Consider the following 19,298-nt stretch of genomic DNA (forward strand, 5'->3'; position numbering starts at 1 on the left):
TTGATTTGAGGAGATCTAACGACATTAATTAAGATTCTTAATAAAATTAATAATATGAGTTGCCGCTTTCCCATCACCATATGGATTATGTAATTCACTCATCTTATTATAAAGTACTTTATTACTCAATAAATTATTCGTATTCTCTATTATTTTGATCTTGTCGGTTCCAACTAGGATAACAGTTCCAGCGGCTACGGCTTCAGGGCGTTCGGTTGTATCACGCATAACTAATACTGGCTTACCTAGGCTCGGCGCCTCTTCTTGTACCCCACCTGAATCAGTAATTATTAAGTAAGACTCATTCATCAACCAAACAAATGCTGGGTATGAAAGGGGATCAATTAAATAAACATTATCAACACAGGAAAGCACATCATATACTGGTCTTTTAACATTTGGATTTAAATGAACAGGATATACTAACTGAATATCGGGGTTCTGCAATGCAATTTCCTTTAATGCTGCACAAATATTTATAAACCCCTCTCCGTGATTCTCACGACGATGCCCAGTAACCAGAATTAATCTTTTTGAACGGTCTACAATTCTTTTAAGAAAGTTTATCTCTTCATTATCTAAGTTCCTAACACGGTCAACACTATCAACAAGCGCATCAATCACTGTATTTCCAGTAACCAAAATATTAGATTCTGAAATATTCTCTAACAATAAATTTCTTTTGGATATCTCAGTAGGGGCAAAATGATAATCACAGATTCGTCCTGCTACCTGCCTATTGATTTCCTCAGGAAATGGGGAGCGTCTATTGTTGGTCCGCAGTCCAGCTTCCACATGACAAACTTTCGCCCCAGAATAAAAAGCAGCTATTGATGATGCCATGGTTGTAGTTGTATCGCCATGAACATATACATAGTCAGGATTGAATTCCTTCAAAATATCTTTTAATCCTAAAATAATATCTGCGGTTAAATTATAAAGGTTTTGACCAGGGCTCATTAGATTTAAATCGAAATCAGGCTTTATATCAAAAAAATCTAGTACTTGATCGAGCATTTCACGATGCTGCGCGGTGACACAAACCTTAGTCTCAAATGTTGGATCTGATTTGAATGCTTTTACAAGTGGTGCCATCTTAATGGCTTCAGGCCGTGTACCGAATATAATTAGGTTTTTCTTCATAAAGAATTATATTAAGAATGTAGCTAATGCGATCAATAGCTAATTAAACAAAAAGAACTTTTAATAGATTACACGAGTGATGCAACATTTTCATGTTTGAGATATAATTGCGCACAGGCTCTAGCATCAGAAAGGGCTTCATGGTGGTTAAGTTCAATACCAAGTACTTCACAGCATGCATTCAAACGGGCAGGTTTAAAGCCCTTGCCCTGATATATTTTAAAGGTGCACTCCCATTTTTCCTGCAAACCAAGGTGTTCGTAAGGCAGATTGTAATAATGCATGGTTTTGCGAAGCACTCCACGATCGAACAACTCGTTATGCGCGACCATAATTCGATTATTGATAAGCGGATAAATCTGTGGAAATAAGTCTTTGAAGGTAGGAGATTGCGCAGTATCCCTGGGTCTGATACCATGCACCCGTGTGGTCTGCCACATGTACTGATTTTGAGGAGGCTGTATCAATGAATAAAATTCTTCAACAATAACTCCCTGCTCTACAACAACCAAACCTACAGCGCAGGCTGAATTTTGATTCGCTGTAGCTGTTTCGAAATCTATTGCTGTAAAACTTAATCCTGATTGCATAATCACTCTTCCTAAAGTTGCGGTAAAATTACTACTTTTTTCATTTTACCCAAACTCCGCGTGCTAAATCAGACGCCACGTTGCATTAAGGTGCCGGCAACCTCTTTTTGTGGCATTTCAATTACTTTTGTTTCTGGTGTCAACTTAACTTGGGGTAGAAGAGCTTTTTTCCTTCTTCTATGTGCTTTAAGCTGCTTTAACCGACGGTGACGAATGGCATAACGCTCCTCTCCTTTGATATAATAATTATTGAAAATAAATTGCTTCCACACAAGATAAAATGCACTCAATATAGATAACGCAACAATAGCAAAGGACCACTGAATGGATGCTCCAAATTGCACAATATAAATAACGGTAGCGCCAAGACCCAATTGAACCAGTCCATACCCTAGAGAAACAAATAGACTATTATATCCAACTTCGTTACTTAGCATATGTAACAAAAAAGTGCGGTGTGGCTCGAAAATATGGTAACCTTGATAGACGCGGCGTGCTACAGACCAACCTATTTCTATACCGTAGACAGCGAGGAAAAGAATATAGCTAAATTCACCTGTTTTTAAGATAAGCTTTCCTAAAGCAAACAACAACATAAAGGATAAAACCGCCGGTCCCACATCGCCCGCAAAGCAAGCCGCTTTTTTACGGAAATTAAAAAATCCGAAAACGACAACCCCAGTAAAGTATAGATCAAGAAATCTTGTTCGATATAGTTTATTTTGGTATTCACATAAAGTAAAAGTCCGCCCATAACCAATGTACAGCTAGCCGTCATGCCATTGATACCGTCCATAAAATTATAAGCATTAATAACACCTATGGTAAAAACAAATGCTAAAACAAGGTAATACCATGGATAGTTAAGCACACCAAACTGATATCCCATCAGTAGCACAGATGCCAAGTGTACTGCTAATCTAGCCGCGGGATGTACTCCACGAATATCGTCCAAGAAAGATATATAAGTTAATAGCGAAAGCCCCAGAAAAAACCATGGATATTCGAAATCATGGCTAACAAAATATAGCATTGAAGCAACATAAAAAATAATTCCTGCGCCTCGAATGGTCACCTTGGTATGTGAGGAACGCTCGTTAGGCTTATCTATGATGTTAAACTTATCTGCAATCTTCAAATAAAGTAGCTCTAGAACAAAAAGTATTATCAGCGTAAAGATATAAATCATAAAATATAATTAGTGAGTCAAATAAAGCTGTGCAAATATAATAATATTAAGTTTCATTTAACGAACGTTAACCGTATTATAAACGCTACACTTTTGTGTGCTTTTTTTTAATTTTTATATAATACCAAATATAATACCAAGTTTCTAACCAAATAAAGTTTTAATTTATCTTAGTCAAAACACTACTAATAAAGGATATATATTATGATAGAACATAGCCCTCACTCCTAAAGATTAATCTATTTCTCGATAATATAATTCACCTGATTCTCCAGATAATTCTTACGATCTAGCATATAACGATTTCTCAAGATATTTGTCTTAATTGACTTATAAAACTCTTGATCATCAATCAATCTGCGTATTGCAACGGCTATGCTTTCTGAATTATTTTCCCTAAGAACAACTCCATTTAAGTCATTAAAAACAAGATCGTTACAACCCCTAGAATTTGCTGTAATAACTGGAATGCCCATTGCTAGCGCTTCTATTATACAAACAGGCATCCCCTCTTTTTCACTCGGGAAAACAAATAAATCAGTAATACTTAAAAATTTTTCAACATCACTTCTAAATCCTAGATTGATGATATTTTTGCACCCTTCCATTTTTATTGTCTCCTCTTTAGACAAACCTGTACCATGAGCTGGGTCCTCACCACCTATCAACAACAGCTTAATGTTTTTATATTTATCTTCCTCAGTTAACTTTAAGATGGCCGCGACAAGTTTACCGAATCCTTTAAAAAAAACAAACCGGCCTGTAAACGAGATCACCATATCCTGATTAGAAATATTCAAGGAGGCACGGATTTCACCTTTCATTTCTGCGGAAAATCTATCTGGATCAAATCTTTCTAGATCGCACCCTAACCCCGCTGTCGATAAGAGGTTAATATCTCTATTTGGAAATTCTAGTTTAAGCGCATCCTTATCCGATTGATTTAAAACCCAAACATCGTCTATACGACGAACACATCTTTTCTCAATGAACTTATACATCCAATGCTTAAAAATACCACTCACCGCAGGGTAGCCAAGTCCATGAAACATCCCAGCCGTATGATACTGAAGTCGCCCTGTGAATGTTGCAGTGAACATACCAGTCGTAAAATGAATAAAGACAAAAGAAGGTGATATTTCTTTCAATATCTTTTTAATTTTATTAGATATCGAAATATGTTTTAAAATATTGAATCCCCTAGGAAAATCTACAAAAAAGAACTTAACCCCCTCATTTCGATAATTATACTTATCATCTATATTAATCACTTTATCAGATGAACAAATTACACTTACATCAATGGATTTACGACACAATTCGACTGATAACTCCCCTAAAAAATTGTTAAAACCACCATAATCTGTGATTATAAATACCATTTTCATAAAAACCTCTCTAAATAAAACTATTCAGTTTACCTACTACTCCGCGCCACCTTCCGACCGGATATCTCAATTTAAGTTGCAAAAGTGGATAAAAAAAAGTCATATTTTTACTATTAAAACCTCCATAAAGTTAACTAACCCACTATAAGTCAAAGTTTAATATATCGTTTTATAAAAAAAAATTGAAGTATAGTGTGGACAATATAGCTGATCAGATAGGCTATACTAAGACCCCATGCCCCTTGTTTAAGTACTAGAATAAATAAATAGGCAGAAACAATCAAAACTAATCCCCAGATTAGATTAAACATAAAACCCAACCACATTTTTCCTTGACTGGCTATTGCTTGGCCTACAACATTATTAACCGCTACAAATCCTGTCGTTATAAACATTACAATCATTGGCATTAGCGCATCATCATATTGCCTCCCATAAAAATGAATAATTAAAGGAGATGCAAAAACGAAAACTATTACTAGCAATATACTTAGATATATATTTATTTTAAGATTTTTCTCGAAAATAAGATTATACTCAGATTTACTGTGAGCACTCGAGGCCAACAATGGCAATACAATTTGAGCTAACGCAGAAGGTATAAATAATACCGTATTCCGCCATTGATTTGCTATATCAAAATTAGCCATCTGCTCATATCCTTTTAATTGATTCACAAGCAAATAATTACAAAACCACACCACAGGACCAACTACCAGACCAGCCAAAATTGCTGGGAGGCTGAACTTCCACAAAACGGAAAATTCATCGAAGTTTTGTCTTTCAAATAGATTAACTCTAAATTTTGAATAAAACACCTTTTTTAATGTAATATAATTTAACAGAAAGAGAATGACGAAATTGGATCCAAATGCAACCACTACTGCTTCCAAACTATAATACTTTGAAGAAAAGATTAACGCTAAGGAGGAAATAATTCCGGCAACCACGTTATTAATTGATGCCTTTTTGAATTGTTCTAGTCCAGCGAGAATTCCATTTTGGATCCCATTCAAAGAAGAGAAAAACAAAATAAATGAGCTAATTCTAATTTCTTTGGAAAGCACTTCGGCATTAATTTCTAAGGCAATGTCGTCTGCAAAAACAAATATTAATATTGAAATTAAAACACTAATAATCAATGCAGATAGATTAGACAAGCCGACTATTTTCTCTACTTTTGTCTTATCAATATCTTTATACTGAGAAATATATTTGGTTGCCGTTAAACCTAATTCTAGACCGGTAAACATAACAAAAGTAAGTATTGTTGATTTTATTATCCCAAAATACCCATATTCCTCCTTTCCCAAAAAACGAGTCATCAAAATCGTTGCGAGTAATAAAACTGATTTCGACAATACATTGCCCGCAAGGATCCAAAAACTATGACTAAATATTCGTTTATTTAATTCAGATGACAATGCACCGGTAAGTTTATCTTTTATTCTCATGTACTTTATTCTTTTAATAATATTCGCCTCTATTTTGTAACCCCACAACTATTTGTGATACACAAAACTTTTAAACAATAGGCCTTAATACATATTAGCAAATCGTCCCCTCAAAAAACACTCTTGCTATATTATATCAAGAGAATAAGCTATTTAAAAATCGATAAACTACCAAGAATAGGGGCATTTGCCAACCCGTCCTCTTATTCCATCAATAATTCCGAAAAAGCTATATTTAAGATATTTTAGTTTTTCTTTAGACAAACACATAAAAACCACAAACCGCATAAAATTAAATGTAATCTCACGTAACTTGTAACCAGAATCGATAGATTTATTTCTAAGCATAAAAATACTATTTCTGTAAAGATAATATCTTCGCAATGGACTATGAACCGATATTTTCCTCCCAAATACAGATGTACGACTATCCCCTATATTATGCTCCATCTTTGCTAAAGGTGAAGCATATATTGTATACCCCTTTGACTTTGCCCTAAAAGCCCATTCAACATCAATATAATCGATAAATAATCTTTCATCCATATTACCAACCTCATCAATAACTTTATGCGAAATTAGACTTCCCGATGCAATTACAAATGTAGCTTCTACAGCCTCCGAAGAAGGAATTACCCGTTCAATAAATGGTCCCCAATATCTTGTTATTGGATAATTCTCACCAGTTTTTTTATTATAATAACTTGCTCCAACAACACCAACTTTAATACCGGACGCAATTAAACCGGCTTCCGAAGCAAGTAGATTAGTAACAAAACTAGATTCTAGAATTGAATCTTGATCCAGTAATAAGAAATGTGTATCTCCGATATTTTTAGATAGTGCTATTCCTTGATTCTGAGCTGCAGCCAGACCAACATTCGCTGTATTGAAGTGAGTCAATATGCGTAAAGAGCCTTGTATTTTTATCGAAGCTAACAAAGATTGTATCTCGTCAATATTAAAAGAACCATTATCAACCAATATGATATTCTCAACCTGGCCAATAATAGAAAAAATTTGTCTTTCAAGCACTTTAATATCAGGATTATAGGTAACTGTAATAGCACTAATTTTATTCATCGCAACAATTTTTAGATTCAAAAGCTTTTATATATGTGAACATTAGGAAAAGAAATAAAAACAACGAAGAAAGAACCGGATTCGAAAAGGCGACCAAAAAATACAAAAAAAGCGCACCATTCAAATAGTAGATTTCCTCGTCTTTGACCAAAAGCGTTCTAAAATAAAATACCATAAAAAACAGGAAAGATATTAACCCATATTTTCGGATAAACTCCAATTGGCTTATCTCGATATTTGTAGCCATTTCTTGGAATCCGGAAGAATAAAATTCGGAACCAGGACCAAAACCAAATAGCATATTTATAGGGCTAGAACCAAATTCCCTCAAAACCGAAGATAAATGACCTAACCTTATACTTCCACCATCACTTTCGCCATTAAACAATGCTAATATTTCCTTTCCAAATGCAAAATTTTCTAAGATAGACATTCCTATAATGAAAATAAGAGGAATCCATAACAACCTCTTATAAGATCTCCTAAAAAATAAGAATAAGAGCCACATAACCAACACCATTACGCCAAATCTCGACGGAGCCAATATTAATGAAATCAAAATCAAACCAAATGTCCAATAAAACTTATAAGGAATACATAAGGCTCCACAAATAATTAAACTCAAAGTCCCTTGGAAGTAAACATTTGGCAAAACTTCTCCGCTTAGAAAGTTCTTTGATCCAAAAAAACCGTTAGACCTAGATTCAATAAATTCATTAATAGTGATCACAAATGGAACTTGCAGGAGACGTCCAAAAAATAGAACTATAACGAGCACTGCGAAAAAGCCTCCTGCTTTAATATAATCTTCAACCTTTAAATCACTACCCTTAACATAAAAATAAAATATAGGGATACATAAGTAAGCAAAGATCCAGCTGAATACAGTAGCAATGCTAATATTATTTAAAAGAGCAATAACCAGTGACGGTAAAAGAGACAGAATAAAAAGAAAATATGGAATCAGGAATTTAGTGGATATTTTATCCTTTCGCAGTGATTTTATCGCATAAAACAACATTATCAAAAAAGATATTGGCCTCAACATCAAGCCGCCGCCAGAATCCACGATAAGCAATAAAATACATATTGCATTCAAACTCATTTTCAAATATCTAGTCATTTACCCACATACTATAAAGCTTTTGCTATAATTTCTTTGACAACCTGATATCTGCTTTCCCAGTTATTTGATTCACAAAATTTACTGCAGTCTGAAAACGATTTTTTGGAAACAAAATTATCTTGCTTAATATGTTCTAGTAAGTGAAAATAAACCTCAAAAGAATTATACAACCAAACAAACTCCGAAAATTTTTCCGTTTCTGGATAACCAACAGATATAACAGGTTTACCAGAGTATATATACTCATATAATTTAACAGGATTAACAGATTTGATTAAATCATTTACTATAAATGGCATAATCAGAATGTCTGATTGGTTCATTACAGAAAAAACCATACTGTGGTCAATACTCCCATAGTAAATAATGTTTTCGTGCTTAGGTCCATTAAACTCTATTGGACCTACAATATGATATAAAAGAGACCGATCTTTATTCAAAGACGCCAAAATCAAATCCCAATCCATCCATTTAGAAACAGTTCCAATATAGACGAGATTAACTTTTGTATTATCAAGTTTCAGTATATTTGAGGAACCATTGCCCACACTAGTATTAAGTGTTAACCCATTATTGACGACATGAATCTCTTTATTCAAGCTATATCTTTGATTTAAAACGTTTCGTAGATGATTGGAGCTACTCAATATAATGTCACTATCAGCAAGTAGCTGTTCCTCAGCAGCTTTGTAAAACCTATATATATTTGAATTATTCTTTATTCCGTCGAAAGACAACATGTCGTCCATGCAATCATAAATTAACACTTGACCAGCTTTCCGTTTAGGCAGTAGAAAATACAACTCAGGGCTAGTAACCCAAACGATTTTGGAATTATAATATATTTTTGAATAAAATAATCTTAAAATAATTTTATTCAAAAATCGTATAATTGAAGATCTGGAATTATACGGTAAAATCGATAAATAAATAAGCTTAATGTTTTTCAACAAATTTCCACTATAATTCTCACTTCTATAATCCCTTTTCTGAACTACATTTACTAAATAATCGTCACTAAGGCATTCCGCTAAGAATTGAGGTCTCTGTTTTGCCCATTTCCAAGAGATATGCATAAAATAGAACACTTTATTTTTTTTATTATCCATATTTAATAAAATCAATCGAAATTTATAACATAATCTTATTAAATACCCTGACACAAATGAGGCATAGTGCTGTAAAAATAAAGGAAACTATTGCTCCAAGAATTATACCTTTAGTTCTACCCAAGGTAGTCTTTTTCAAAGGAAAAACTGGCTCATCAACAACTTGTATCAGCGGGGTCTCCTTCATTAATGCCATTTTAGACATTTCTAAATTTTGAACTAATTGCGCCAAGATAGCTTTATTTGTTTCTGCCGAGAACTGGGAACGTTGGGTTGGAACTAATCGCTGTGCTTGTCGAGTAGGATTAAGATTCGGTGTGGCATCGATTGCATAGGCGGATTCAATAATATTACCATTCATTAACGCCCGTACTGAATCTGTTTTTAGCTGTAAGATCTTAACATTATCCAAAGATTTTTTGGTTTTAGTATTTATATAAAACTCATTTACAACCTGAACCAAAGTTTCATTAAATGCTTTTGAGAAATTCTCATCTTGTGACATAACATCAACTTTGAAGATCGATAACTTTTTATCAAGCTTCTCAACTTTTAGAATATTTTTATTTATATCCTCTACAGCATCATTTAAAATACTATCTCTAATCCTTAACAATTTATCATTAAGCTTACCTTTATTATAAAAAATTAATGTTTTATCCTCGTCACCATTTTTTAACTTTTTTAGCTTTAGATAGGGTATTATCAATAGCTTAGAACTATCTTTTTCAGATGATTTCAAAAGAGCCTCTTTAATCATTTTTTGTGATTTATAAAGTTCCATAAGATTATCTCCTTGAAATATGCCCTCTCCTTTTCCTCCCAAGTCTATTCCAACCAAAGCCGCCATACCTGCATATTGTCCAATACCACTAGCTTGTTCCGTCGATTCTAATACAAATGTAGTCGTAGCTGTATAAATATTCTTTTTAAGTTTAGAATAAAAAAAGCCTCCAACTCCACCAATAGCACTTATTATCAAAAGAAAGAGCCATTTTGATTTCAAATATTCCAACCATTCTCCGATTTTTAAAATCAGTTCCTTTGGCGTTACTTCTCGCTTATTTTTCGTTTCGCTCATACCTATTTAAACAAGCTAATAATAATCGCCAATGTTGAAGCAATTCCAGTTCCTATACCGATCCATGCTTGCGAACTCAATTTCTCTCTTGGAGCTCTTTTAGGCACGACAATCTCAGCTCCCGGCTTCACTTCCGGATAACCTCCATCTTTGCCCTTTACAGCACCATTTGCATATTGAACAAAGACACGTTTCTTTAAGGCATTGTCGGTAAATCCACCGGCTTGGTTTACATAGTATTTAAGGCTCTTGCCTTTTACATAAACCACATTGTTTGGATTCAAGACTTCACCCACAACTTTCACCGTCTCCAGTTCCTTTGGCACATTGATAATATCGCCGTCTAGAACTAAAAGGTCTCCCTTTTCATACGGTTTTTCTAAAATTCTATTCAACTCAATACCCACAAGGTCGCTCGGTTCAATATCAGAAGCTGAAGTTCCTTGTTGTGATACTTTTGCCAGAGCTGCACTTTTTGCTTTCGAATTATCTACATTCTCTTCCTCGGCATCTTTATATTTTGCAGTTTTGCCATCTTTTTCCTCAACATCAAGGCTGTCTTTTTCAAGCTCCCTTTTCAAACGCTCTTTTTCTTTCTTCTCCTCGGCTTTCAATTTAGACATTCCGGTGCGTTTTAATGAAGCCCCCTCGGTGTAGGCATACGTTGTCAAACCGCCTGCGCGCTTTATAATATCCGAAATACGCTCATCTTCGCGGGAGATCGTATAGTAGCCTGGATATAGCACCTCCCCTTCGATTTTTACCTGACGTTGAGTGCGGAAACCAGCATCGCCCAAAATAGAGATAACATCATAAGGTTGCAAAGTCATATTAGGATCCATGAGCACGCCATCTTTAATATCAACCAATACAGTTTGCGAAGAACGATGATCTGTCACATCTAAGTTTTTAATACGGCGAGCGATTTCTACGCGAGCATTTTTCGCCCCTTCGGTCAATCCCCCGGCTTTCTGAATGATATAGCCCAACGTTGCATTGCTGGCAAATGGAAAATCACCCGGAAAACGGACCTCTCCTTGAACAGTGAATTTATATTCATCCCTTAAATCAAAAATGGACGAAATCTCAATCTTATCTTCTCTTTTTAGGGGGATATCCGCAGCTGTACCGGCTAGGATATCGCGTACATTAAAACTAATTAATTCCGAAGTATTATCTGCTTTAAGACGATTAATGATACCGCGCTCCAAGAAGGCATCTTCACGCACGCCATCGGCCATCTCCAGAACCTGTTTTAACGTCATGCCTGGCTCCAAACCGAAAATACCGGGACGGAATACCGCTCCTAATACACTAATACGATTGGCAAAACGTTCCAAAATGGGTTCTACAATATATTGATCTCCACCTTTGGGTGTATAATTTGCAAACTGATCGGCATAGATATCTTGTACACTACGTTCGCGACCTGTTGTTTGAAGAACTTTAATTTTTGCACTATAGGCATTCTCTGTAAAGTCGCCAGCATAGCGCAAAATATCCGATAGCGACTCTCCGGGCACCGTTTCAAATATGGCGGGACGCTTAACTTCTCCTTCGAAGTGCACTCTGGCTCCATAAACGGGTATATGAATAATATCCTGATCCTGCAGACGGATATTTCCTTGTTGTATGCCATTGGCTAAAAAGTCGTACACATCAATCGTACTCACCACACGATTGCCGCGGATCACCTGAATTTTGCGATAAGTTCCGTTTTTATTCGGTCCTCCTGAGGCATACAATGCATTGAATACAGTCGCCAAGGAAGGCAAGCTGTAAGTTCCCGGCTTAGTAACTGCCCCTGTCAATGTCACCCGAATCGTACGAATATTGCCAATATTAACACTCACTTGGGTTCTTCCCGAACGTAAAGCTGGATAAGTACCACTCAATCGTTGTTCTATTTTACTTTTTGCTGCGGCAATGGACAAACCAGCCACGTTGATCTGCCCCACATATTCTACTTTAATCGTTCCATCGGGACTTACGGGCAGTTGATAAGATGCTTCATTGTCTCCGGTAATATCTAACAATATTTCATCGTCTGGACCAATAATATAGGAGCTAGGTGTAGCCATACGCAGATTGGGTTCAAAAGTGATGGCATTATTCCTAAAAAGGTCTGAGCCAAAAATCTTGAGCTTGCCTTCTTCATTATCAATCGAATCTCGTGTATTCCTCTGCTTATTTTGCAAAGAATCCGCGTTGGAGTAACCATCCACCTGACGACCATTTAAACGACTATTACGCGATTGGTTTGAAGAGCCTTGTAATTGATTTGGTTCTTGTTTTTTACGCTTGATTTTCGCTAGACGATCTTTTAATTTCTGAACTTCTACAGCTGAAACACCCTGTGCACGTGCGAAACCGTCTAACTGACTTTCGTCATAACCCATTAAAGCGGCTTGTTTCACATACTGTTCAATCTGTGCATCACTTAGATTGTCTACTTTTATATTGGCAGGGTTGGTCTGTGCGTGTACTGCACCCACAAATCCTGCAAGGCATAACCATAATATTATTCTTTTCATCGACACCGCGGTATTTGCCGCAAAATTAGTAAAACTATTTAATTAAATGATTGAAATATTTCTTGAATCGGCTTTTCAACTGTAATTCATTTGTTATTAAAGATACTTTGCCAAAATACATTGTAACGAACGTAAAAACGAGTAATGTTGCTACACTACAGGATAGCGGCTTATTCATTGATCTATTTTCTTATTTAGTGAAATAGTTATTTCAACAAGAAGGCCTATATTTGCGCATGCGCCAAATTATTTACACAAAAGCTATTCTTATTACGTTAGGATGCACCCTATTATCTTCTTGCCTAAAAAAAGATCTTTACTCTGGCAGCAAGAACGAAGATGGAAAAGAAGTATCACCGCCCGATAACAGCGGAAATACAAATCGATATAGCTATCCATTTGGTGAGGAAAAGACAGGACAAGAAGCGGAACTCATCATCGAATTTCATTCCGGACAAGGAATAATCCATACTCCGACTGTGAGTATTCCGCCGCTGAAATATAATAAGAGCTTATTGTTTATGCTAACACAGGACGATTGTAAGCAGTCGGCATTCAGCATGACCTGGGCTGCCATTAATGGCAAACCAATTGATCGCTCTGATATTAAACGAAAATATTACTACGATATTGAACACCTGGAAGCAGATGACCTCCCTCCAAATAGTTACACGTTGGGAAAAACACTGGGTAGTACCGATGGTTTTGGGAATGAAGTGCGGTTCCACTTTACAACTACTCTAGCACCCGAATGGGATTTTATGGACGCCCCGACAGCAGTAAAGAAGAACTTCACAGAAAACTTTTTCCGCTTTTATATGAAATCTGGCCTACGCTGGAATAATGTAGTCGAAATGCTGAACGATGGCAATGCGATTGCATTCCACGACTTGAATACAGCCGCTATCACTAATGTGGACTCGCTAATCAAGCATTTTGATCGGGCTCAACAAATCACAAATAAAAGATTAAATGGCCGGAACATCAAATTTTTGGCGGAGCCTAATGGAAATAAATCCTACCTCCAGGCGGCACTTGGGTTTCCAACAATTCAGACTATGACGGCGCAGACCGGTGCCGATAAGCTTATTCCATATCAGGTCAACTACTCTCTCTACCAAAAGACCTTAGCCCGTGTGTTTGTTAATCAAGCTGCTGAGGTGGAAAAGCTGGTCAACAATGCTGCTGCTCAAGATGTGGCTAACCGTGAGGCCGTTCATATTGGTGTACACGAAACAGATCATGACTGGGCTCAGCTCCTCCTCTGGCTGAATAATACCTACGGAAAAGACGGCAAGGACATCCTCTGGTTTCCTTCACAAGAAGAATATTATGAATACAATTATAATAGGCAAAACAGTTTAATCAGTAGCCGTATCGAAGGGAATAAATTAATCGTGAAAGTCAAATTCCCCAGTCTGCCGGATTTCTACTACCCTGCGCTCACACTAAATATCAACGGATTGCACATGAATAGCATTAAATCAATTTCTTCGAATGAAACTATAACAAGTTTGACATACGGCAATTTTGAAAAGGGAATCAGCGTCAATATAGACTGCCGTCGATTTATACAGGATCATGCAACGCAGTATGTTAATAGGTATCTATCTAAAAAATCTGCCGCAAACCTACTAGACGCAAAGTATCATATCAACGCACTAAAAGATTCGCAAGAGAAAAAAAACTTGCTTAACACCCTCGGTATAGAGTAAAGAACTTTTAAAAATGTATCGTCCTGAAAATTTATGATTATATTGTATTTCACTCTTTCGGATTGGAAAAAATAAAGTGAAAGGATTAACTTTACGGGTGCTCTAAACTGATAAAAAATTATAGATAAATTAAAAAATGAAAATTATTTCGATTTTTCTACTGATACCTATTAGCGCGCTCTCTCTTTTGTTTTGGTCTTGTACCAACACCACCAAAGAAAAGCATAAAAAGAATGAGGCAATGTCCCAAAATATGGCGTCTATTAGCTCAGCAGACAGCACCTTATTTCATTTCTGGGATAAATTTGACATGCAGGATACTGCACTGGTAAAAAATCCAGAAAAAGGCGAACAACAGCTTGCTGATTTTCTTCAGCTCTTGGCCCAGCATCCAGATTCTGCAACAAGAGATAAAGCGATCGATCTCATGCTGGACAAGGCAAAAGTCAATCGGACAAGCTTTGACTATTTCATTAAACAATATGAACATTATCTGTATGATGGCAATTCGCCGATGCGCAATGATATCGTCTACGAATCCGTATTACGCTATCTGATCAAAACGGATTTACTTTCCGATCTGGAGAAAGAAGCCTATAGGCCGACTTACAAATTGGTGCTCCGAAATAAAGAGGGAAAAACTGCCGAAGACTTTACTTATGAACTAGCAAATGGGAAAAAACAAAAATTATCGGACACGAAAGCAAACTACACGTTCTTGATCTTTTACGATCCGGATTGTTCACACTGCAAGGAAACCATACAGCAACTCCGTGATACTCCGCAATTGGTGCAACTATTTGCACAACTAAAGGTACAGGTAGTCGCTATCGACCCCTGGGGAGATCGCACGAAGTGGAAAAATTATCAATCACAGCTGTCCGACCAATGGATCAATGGTTTCGACAGCGAAAGTAAAATACTGTCTTTCAACTTATACGACCTCAAAGCTTCCCCAACGATTTACCTGTTGGATGAAAATAAAAAGGTCCTATTAAAAGACACCTATTTGCAGCAGGTCATTGCTTATTTTGTAAAAACCAATTCTTAGTTGATGGCTGAAAACACAAGCAACAACAAAACACGGGTTATTTCAAATGAAGACTATTTTGCCGAGGTGCAACGCGTCCTTCGTGAAGGCAAGGAGGTCCGCATACGCGTGAAGGGAAATAGCATGCGTCCATTTATCCAGGATGGGGATACAGTATTATTGCAGGCTTATCGTGGACAACCGCTTGCTTTAGGCAGCAATATACTAGCCAAAGACAAAGATAAATTTGTCTTTCACCGTTTTGTCGGCAAGAGAAACAACCAATATGTATTAGCGGGAGACGGAAATCTTGTACTCCGCGAATATATAGCTGTTCAAGACATTATAGCCATTGCTTATATGCATTATCCACAGGATAAAGATAAATCCATAGCTATAGACCGCCCTTGGGCAAGGTTACGTGGCTTATGCTGGTACCATATTCGGTTGTTACGTCGTATAGTCGCCAAATTGAACCACTAAGACAAAAAATCGTTAACTTCGACTTAAAACAACAAAAAGAGTATACAATCTGGTTGCTATGGTTTCGCGATAAATAAGTTTATTGGTAGGTAGCGGAAGGATCGATAAACTGCCAAGCTATCCCGATTGCTCCAGAAGAACAGATAAGAATGAATAATTACTTTTATATGTTACGCAATTATATTGCATATAAAAGTAATTTATCTAAGTTTGAAAGAATATGCTTTACTTTATACATAACAATGACATATCGCGCATCCAGCATTAAAGCATAAACAAGTTTTAATTATCTGGACGCTGCTTATGCCCATTAAAAACACATTATTAATATGAAATTAAGATCGGATTTAGTTTTGAGAACAATTGGTGCAGATCATTTGATTGTGGATCCTAGCCAGGATATGGTTGACTTATCAACAGTTTATACGCTAAATAGCTCTGCAGCATGGCTGTGGGAACAACTCAAAGGAAAAGAATTCAATAATGACACAATCGTTGACTTACTTTGTGAGAATTATGACGTAGACATCGAACAGGCAAAATCCGATGCAGAAATCCTTCTTCAAGACTTCCAAAAACAGGGATTATTGGAAAAATGAACAACAATAGCCTGAAGCAACACCTGCGCTGGGCTTGGTCGGTTAGCCAGGGATACCGAAGCAAATTGGTCCTTTATTTCATACTGGAACTGATATGTATTGGACTTTCCCTAGCTTTCGTTTTTCTGTCCAAAAAAGCGGTAGACACGGCTACATCACATGCAGATTTACCCCTGAAATGGCTGCTTATTGGCATTGTGGGCAGTATTGCGTTAAATGTTGGCATCAAGGGGTACTCGGGGCGCATGATGGAGCAGATCAAATTGATGCTCACCCTTCAATTGCAGCGAACAATGCTCGATGCCCAAATGCTCTCTGTTTGGAAATTAATTAAAAACTGGCATACGGGTGACATTCAGATCCGTATTCAGACAGACTGTGAGGAAGTCGCCAATACCATTGCCAATACATTTTTGTCTTTTATATTGACCACAATCCAGCTATTGGCGTCAGTTGGTTTTCTTTGGTATATGGACCCGATGTTGGCGTTGATGATCCTGGCTATATCCCCTCTTTTTGTCTTTTCAAAATTGTACTTCCGCAAAATGCGGAAGCTCAGTAAGGAAGTCAAGGAAGAGGAAAGCAATTTCTCAAAGGTTTTACAGGAAAACCTACGTTTTCGTCTGCTCATTCGGGCAATGGGCATCTTCCCAAAAAGAAGAGAGAAACTCTTGGCGAGCCAGCACCAATTATTTTTGTTGAAAATACGCCAGCTTAACTTCTCTACATATACACAGGGAGCCATGAAGGTCGCCATGAATGCCGGTTATTTGGTTGCTTTTATCTGGGGTATTTACCGATTGCAGTCTGGCCAGATTTCATTCGGAACAATGACTGCTTTCCTACAATTGGTCGCAAGAATACAGTCACCCATTCTCGCATTGATTGCCTATATTCCGGGCTTTGTGCGATTCCGTGTATCTGCAGATCGACTGTTGGAATTGCAGGCAGGAGAAATCGAACCACAGGTGACGCAGCAACGCCTTCATGAGACACAGGAGCTTCGGATCAACGACCTCTCCTTCCGTTATGAAGATAAATGGGTTTTACAAAATTTAAACCTTTCCTTAAAAGCTGGCGAGCCCACTGCTATCATTGGACCAAGTGGAAAAGGGAAAACGACGTTAATACGTTTGCTGCTCGCACTGCTTAAAGCAGAGAAAGGAGCAATTACACTCATCGATCGGAAAGGCGAGCAGGAATTAACGGCCAGCCATCGTATCAATCTTGCTTATATTCCCCAAGGCAATTCGCTCTTTAGCGGTACCATTCGTGAAAATTTACTTCTCCATGTTGAACAAGAGCGAACAATGGATATGCAAAAAGCATTGTGGCTCGCCTGTGCAGAATTTGTATTCGACCTACCCGACGGAATCGATACCGTCGTCGGTGAATCTGGCATAGGCCTATCGGAAGGACAGGCACAACGCGTTGCCATTGCGCGGGCACTTATGCACGACGGTGATATTTGGCTCTTCGATGAGGTGACCTCTGCACTGGACAAAACAACAGCTGACACGTTAATACAGCGACTATTAACACATGGAAAGCACAAAATCTGCTTGTTTGTAACACATGACCTACACTTGGCCGAAAAATGCCAGCAACGTATTTATCTAGATTAAGTATTGGCCGGACAAACATAGCGGATCAACAAAACGAGTATTCATACAGTAAACATTAACAAATAAAAAATAGAAGCTGAAGACAGCAATAACATAAACAGATAGGACAGGTAAAGACTAAACCTGAATATTTAAGAAATTTTTAAAAGACAAATCGGGCATAGCGAGCTCACGAAATAATTATTTAGACATGAATTTCACGACATCATCCGAATTATCCCAAACACGCTACCGCATCGCAGAACTAATACTGGAATTTAACCATCCTTCGGATTTCACTTTGGCTCAGCTTCTCCCTTCCTTTCGGGACTTCCAATGGCTAGATGCTACAGAAAAAACCGACATTAGAATCGATATCCGTTCAGAGCAAGCCCCAATATCTAACGATATGGGTGCCCTTCGCACAGACGAGTCTATTGCATGGGGAGACCGATTCCGCTTTTATGAAAAAGAGGATACTTTTATCACAACAATCCGCAACGAAGAGGGCAATGCGGTTTGGTACCTCCAAAGTGACCGAAACTTTGAACATTCTATACTCTATGTTCCCGCAAGCACGGCTGATGAACAGAGCGGTGTTATTACCTGGATGGCCATGATGATCTTCGGACAAGCAAGTCTTTTACACAATACGATCATGATCCACGCGTCAGTTGTCAACCACGAAGGCAAAGGTGTGGCATTTCTTGGCAAGAGTGGTACAGGAAAGAGTACGCATAGCCGATTGTGGTTAAAACATATTCCAAATACAGTTTTACTTAACGACGATAACCCTGCCGTTCGCATTACAAACGAAGGGGTGTTAATTTATGGAACACCTTGGAGTGGCAAGACGCCTTGTTATAAAAATGAACAACTACCCTTACAAGGATTTGTTCGTCTGCAACAGGCTCCAATGAATGAGTTCGAATGGCAAACTGGGCTTAAAGGCTTTATCGCGGTATTGCCCAGCTGTACTTCCATACGATGGAACAAGGAATTATTCGCAAACATGAACACCATTCTGGAAAAAATCATTGCTCAGATTCCTGTTGGCTACTTAAAATGTTTGCCGGATGCTGCTGCGGCAGAACTATGTCATTCGGCTCTATTTCCGGACGAATAATACCATAAAAAACCCCCAAAGTCTCGTCAACAATTGGGGGTTTA

General features: G+C 37.3%; 17 protein-coding genes. 6 read left to right on the forward strand and 11 right to left on the reverse strand.

All coding sequences use genetic code 11. The features are described from left to right. Nucleotides 1-24: 24 nt before the first annotated feature. The 11 genes from wecB to OK025_RS07125 form a co-directional block, all read right to left on the reverse strand. Nucleotides 25-1,143 (reverse strand): non-hydrolyzing UDP-N-acetylglucosamine 2-epimerase, encoded by a 1,119-nt coding sequence (wecB, locus tag OK025_RS07075; RefSeq protein ID WP_317668888.1) that lies wholly within the window; start codon nt 1,141-1,143, stop codon nt 25-27. 68 nt (nt 1,144-1,211) lie between these two features. Next, nucleotides 1,212-1,733: a 3'-5' exonuclease gene (locus tag OK025_RS07080; protein WP_317668889.1), complete on the reverse strand. Its 522-nt coding sequence runs from the start codon at nt 1,731-1,733 to the stop codon at nt 1,212-1,214. 68 nt (nt 1,734-1,801) lie between these two features. Next, on the reverse strand, nt 1,802-2,329 hold the full coding sequence (locus OK025_RS07085) for a hypothetical protein (protein ID WP_317668890.1): 528 nt from the start codon (nt 2,327-2,329) through the stop codon (nt 1,802-1,804). Further along, the gene (locus OK025_RS07090; RefSeq protein ID WP_317668891.1) at nt 2,311-2,871 is read right to left on the reverse strand and encodes a hypothetical protein; all 561 of its coding nucleotides are present in this window, start codon (nt 2,869-2,871) and stop codon (nt 2,311-2,313) included. The genes OK025_RS07085 and OK025_RS07090 overlap by 19 nt, the downstream gene beginning before the upstream one ends. A gap of 290 nt (nt 2,872-3,161) precedes the next feature. Continuing rightward, complete coding sequence (locus tag OK025_RS07095) at nt 3,162-4,310, reverse strand: glycosyltransferase (protein ID WP_317668892.1); 1,149 nt, start codon at nt 4,308-4,310, stop codon at nt 3,162-3,164. A gap of 149 nt (nt 4,311-4,459) precedes the next feature. After that, nucleotides 4,460-5,764 (reverse strand): oligosaccharide flippase family protein, encoded by a 1,305-nt coding sequence (locus OK025_RS07100; RefSeq protein WP_317668893.1) that lies wholly within the window; start codon nt 5,762-5,764, stop codon nt 4,460-4,462. Nucleotides 5,765-5,932: 168 nt separating this feature from the next. Further along, the gene (locus OK025_RS07105; RefSeq protein WP_317668894.1) at nt 5,933-6,847 is read right to left on the reverse strand and encodes a glycosyltransferase family 2 protein; all 915 of its coding nucleotides are present in this window, start codon (nt 6,845-6,847) and stop codon (nt 5,933-5,935) included. Next, nucleotides 6,840-7,952, reverse strand: coding sequence for a hypothetical protein (locus OK025_RS07110; protein WP_317668895.1), 1,113 nt, complete (start codon nt 7,950-7,952; stop codon nt 6,840-6,842). The genes OK025_RS07105 and OK025_RS07110 overlap by 8 nt, the downstream gene beginning before the upstream one ends. A 29-nt stretch (nt 7,953-7,981) precedes the next feature. Then, nucleotides 7,982-9,082 (reverse strand): hypothetical protein, encoded by a 1,101-nt coding sequence (locus OK025_RS07115; protein WP_317668896.1) that lies wholly within the window; start codon nt 9,080-9,082, stop codon nt 7,982-7,984. A 22-nt stretch (nt 9,083-9,104) separates the two neighbouring features. Next, complete coding sequence (locus OK025_RS07120) at nt 9,105-10,163, reverse strand: lipopolysaccharide biosynthesis protein (RefSeq protein ID WP_317668897.1); 1,059 nt, start codon at nt 10,161-10,163, stop codon at nt 9,105-9,107. Nucleotides 10,164-10,165: 2 nt separating this feature from the next. Next, the gene (locus OK025_RS07125; RefSeq protein ID WP_317668898.1) at nt 10,166-12,697 is read right to left on the reverse strand and encodes an SLBB domain-containing protein; all 2,532 of its coding nucleotides are present in this window, start codon (nt 12,695-12,697) and stop codon (nt 10,166-10,168) included. A 236-nt stretch (nt 12,698-12,933) separates the two neighbouring features. Between OK025_RS07125 and OK025_RS07130 the strand changes: the two genes are divergently transcribed. The 6 genes from OK025_RS07130 (at nt 12,934) to OK025_RS07155 (ending at nt 19,254) form a co-directional block, all read left to right on the forward strand. Next, nucleotides 12,934-14,412, forward strand: a complete 1,479-nt coding sequence (locus tag OK025_RS07130) for a hypothetical protein (RefSeq protein WP_317668899.1) — start codon at nt 12,934-12,936, stop codon at nt 14,410-14,412. 136 nt (nt 14,413-14,548) lie between these two features. Further along, complete coding sequence (locus OK025_RS07135) at nt 14,549-15,463, forward strand: DUF5106 domain-containing protein (protein WP_317668900.1); 915 nt, start codon at nt 14,549-14,551, stop codon at nt 15,461-15,463. A gap of 3 nt (nt 15,464-15,466) precedes the next feature. Next, nucleotides 15,467-15,925 carry a S24 family peptidase gene (locus OK025_RS07140; RefSeq protein ID WP_317668901.1) on the forward strand — a complete coding sequence of 153 codons (459 nt, stop codon included), beginning with the start codon at nt 15,467-15,469 and terminating at the stop codon, nt 15,923-15,925. 329 nt (nt 15,926-16,254) lie between these two features. Beyond that, a complete protein-coding gene (locus tag OK025_RS07145; RefSeq protein ID WP_317668902.1) occupies nt 16,255-16,524 on the forward strand; it encodes a PqqD family protein in 270 nt (89 codons plus the stop codon). Beyond that, nucleotides 16,521-18,149 carry an ABC transporter ATP-binding protein gene (locus OK025_RS07150; protein WP_317668903.1) on the forward strand — a complete coding sequence of 543 codons (1,629 nt, stop codon included), beginning with the start codon at nt 16,521-16,523 and terminating at the stop codon, nt 18,147-18,149. The genes OK025_RS07145 and OK025_RS07150 overlap by 4 nt, the downstream gene beginning before the upstream one ends. A 190-nt stretch (nt 18,150-18,339) precedes the next feature. Next, a complete protein-coding gene (locus tag OK025_RS07155) occupies nt 18,340-19,254 on the forward strand; it encodes a hypothetical protein (RefSeq protein WP_317668904.1) in 915 nt (304 codons plus the stop codon). The last annotated feature ends 44 nt before the right edge of the window (nt 19,255-19,298 follow it).

This window comes from Sphingobacterium sp. UGAL515B_05, assembly GCF_033097525.1.
In the GTDB taxonomy this organism is placed as follows: domain Bacteria; phylum Bacteroidota; class Bacteroidia; order Sphingobacteriales; family Sphingobacteriaceae; genus Sphingobacterium.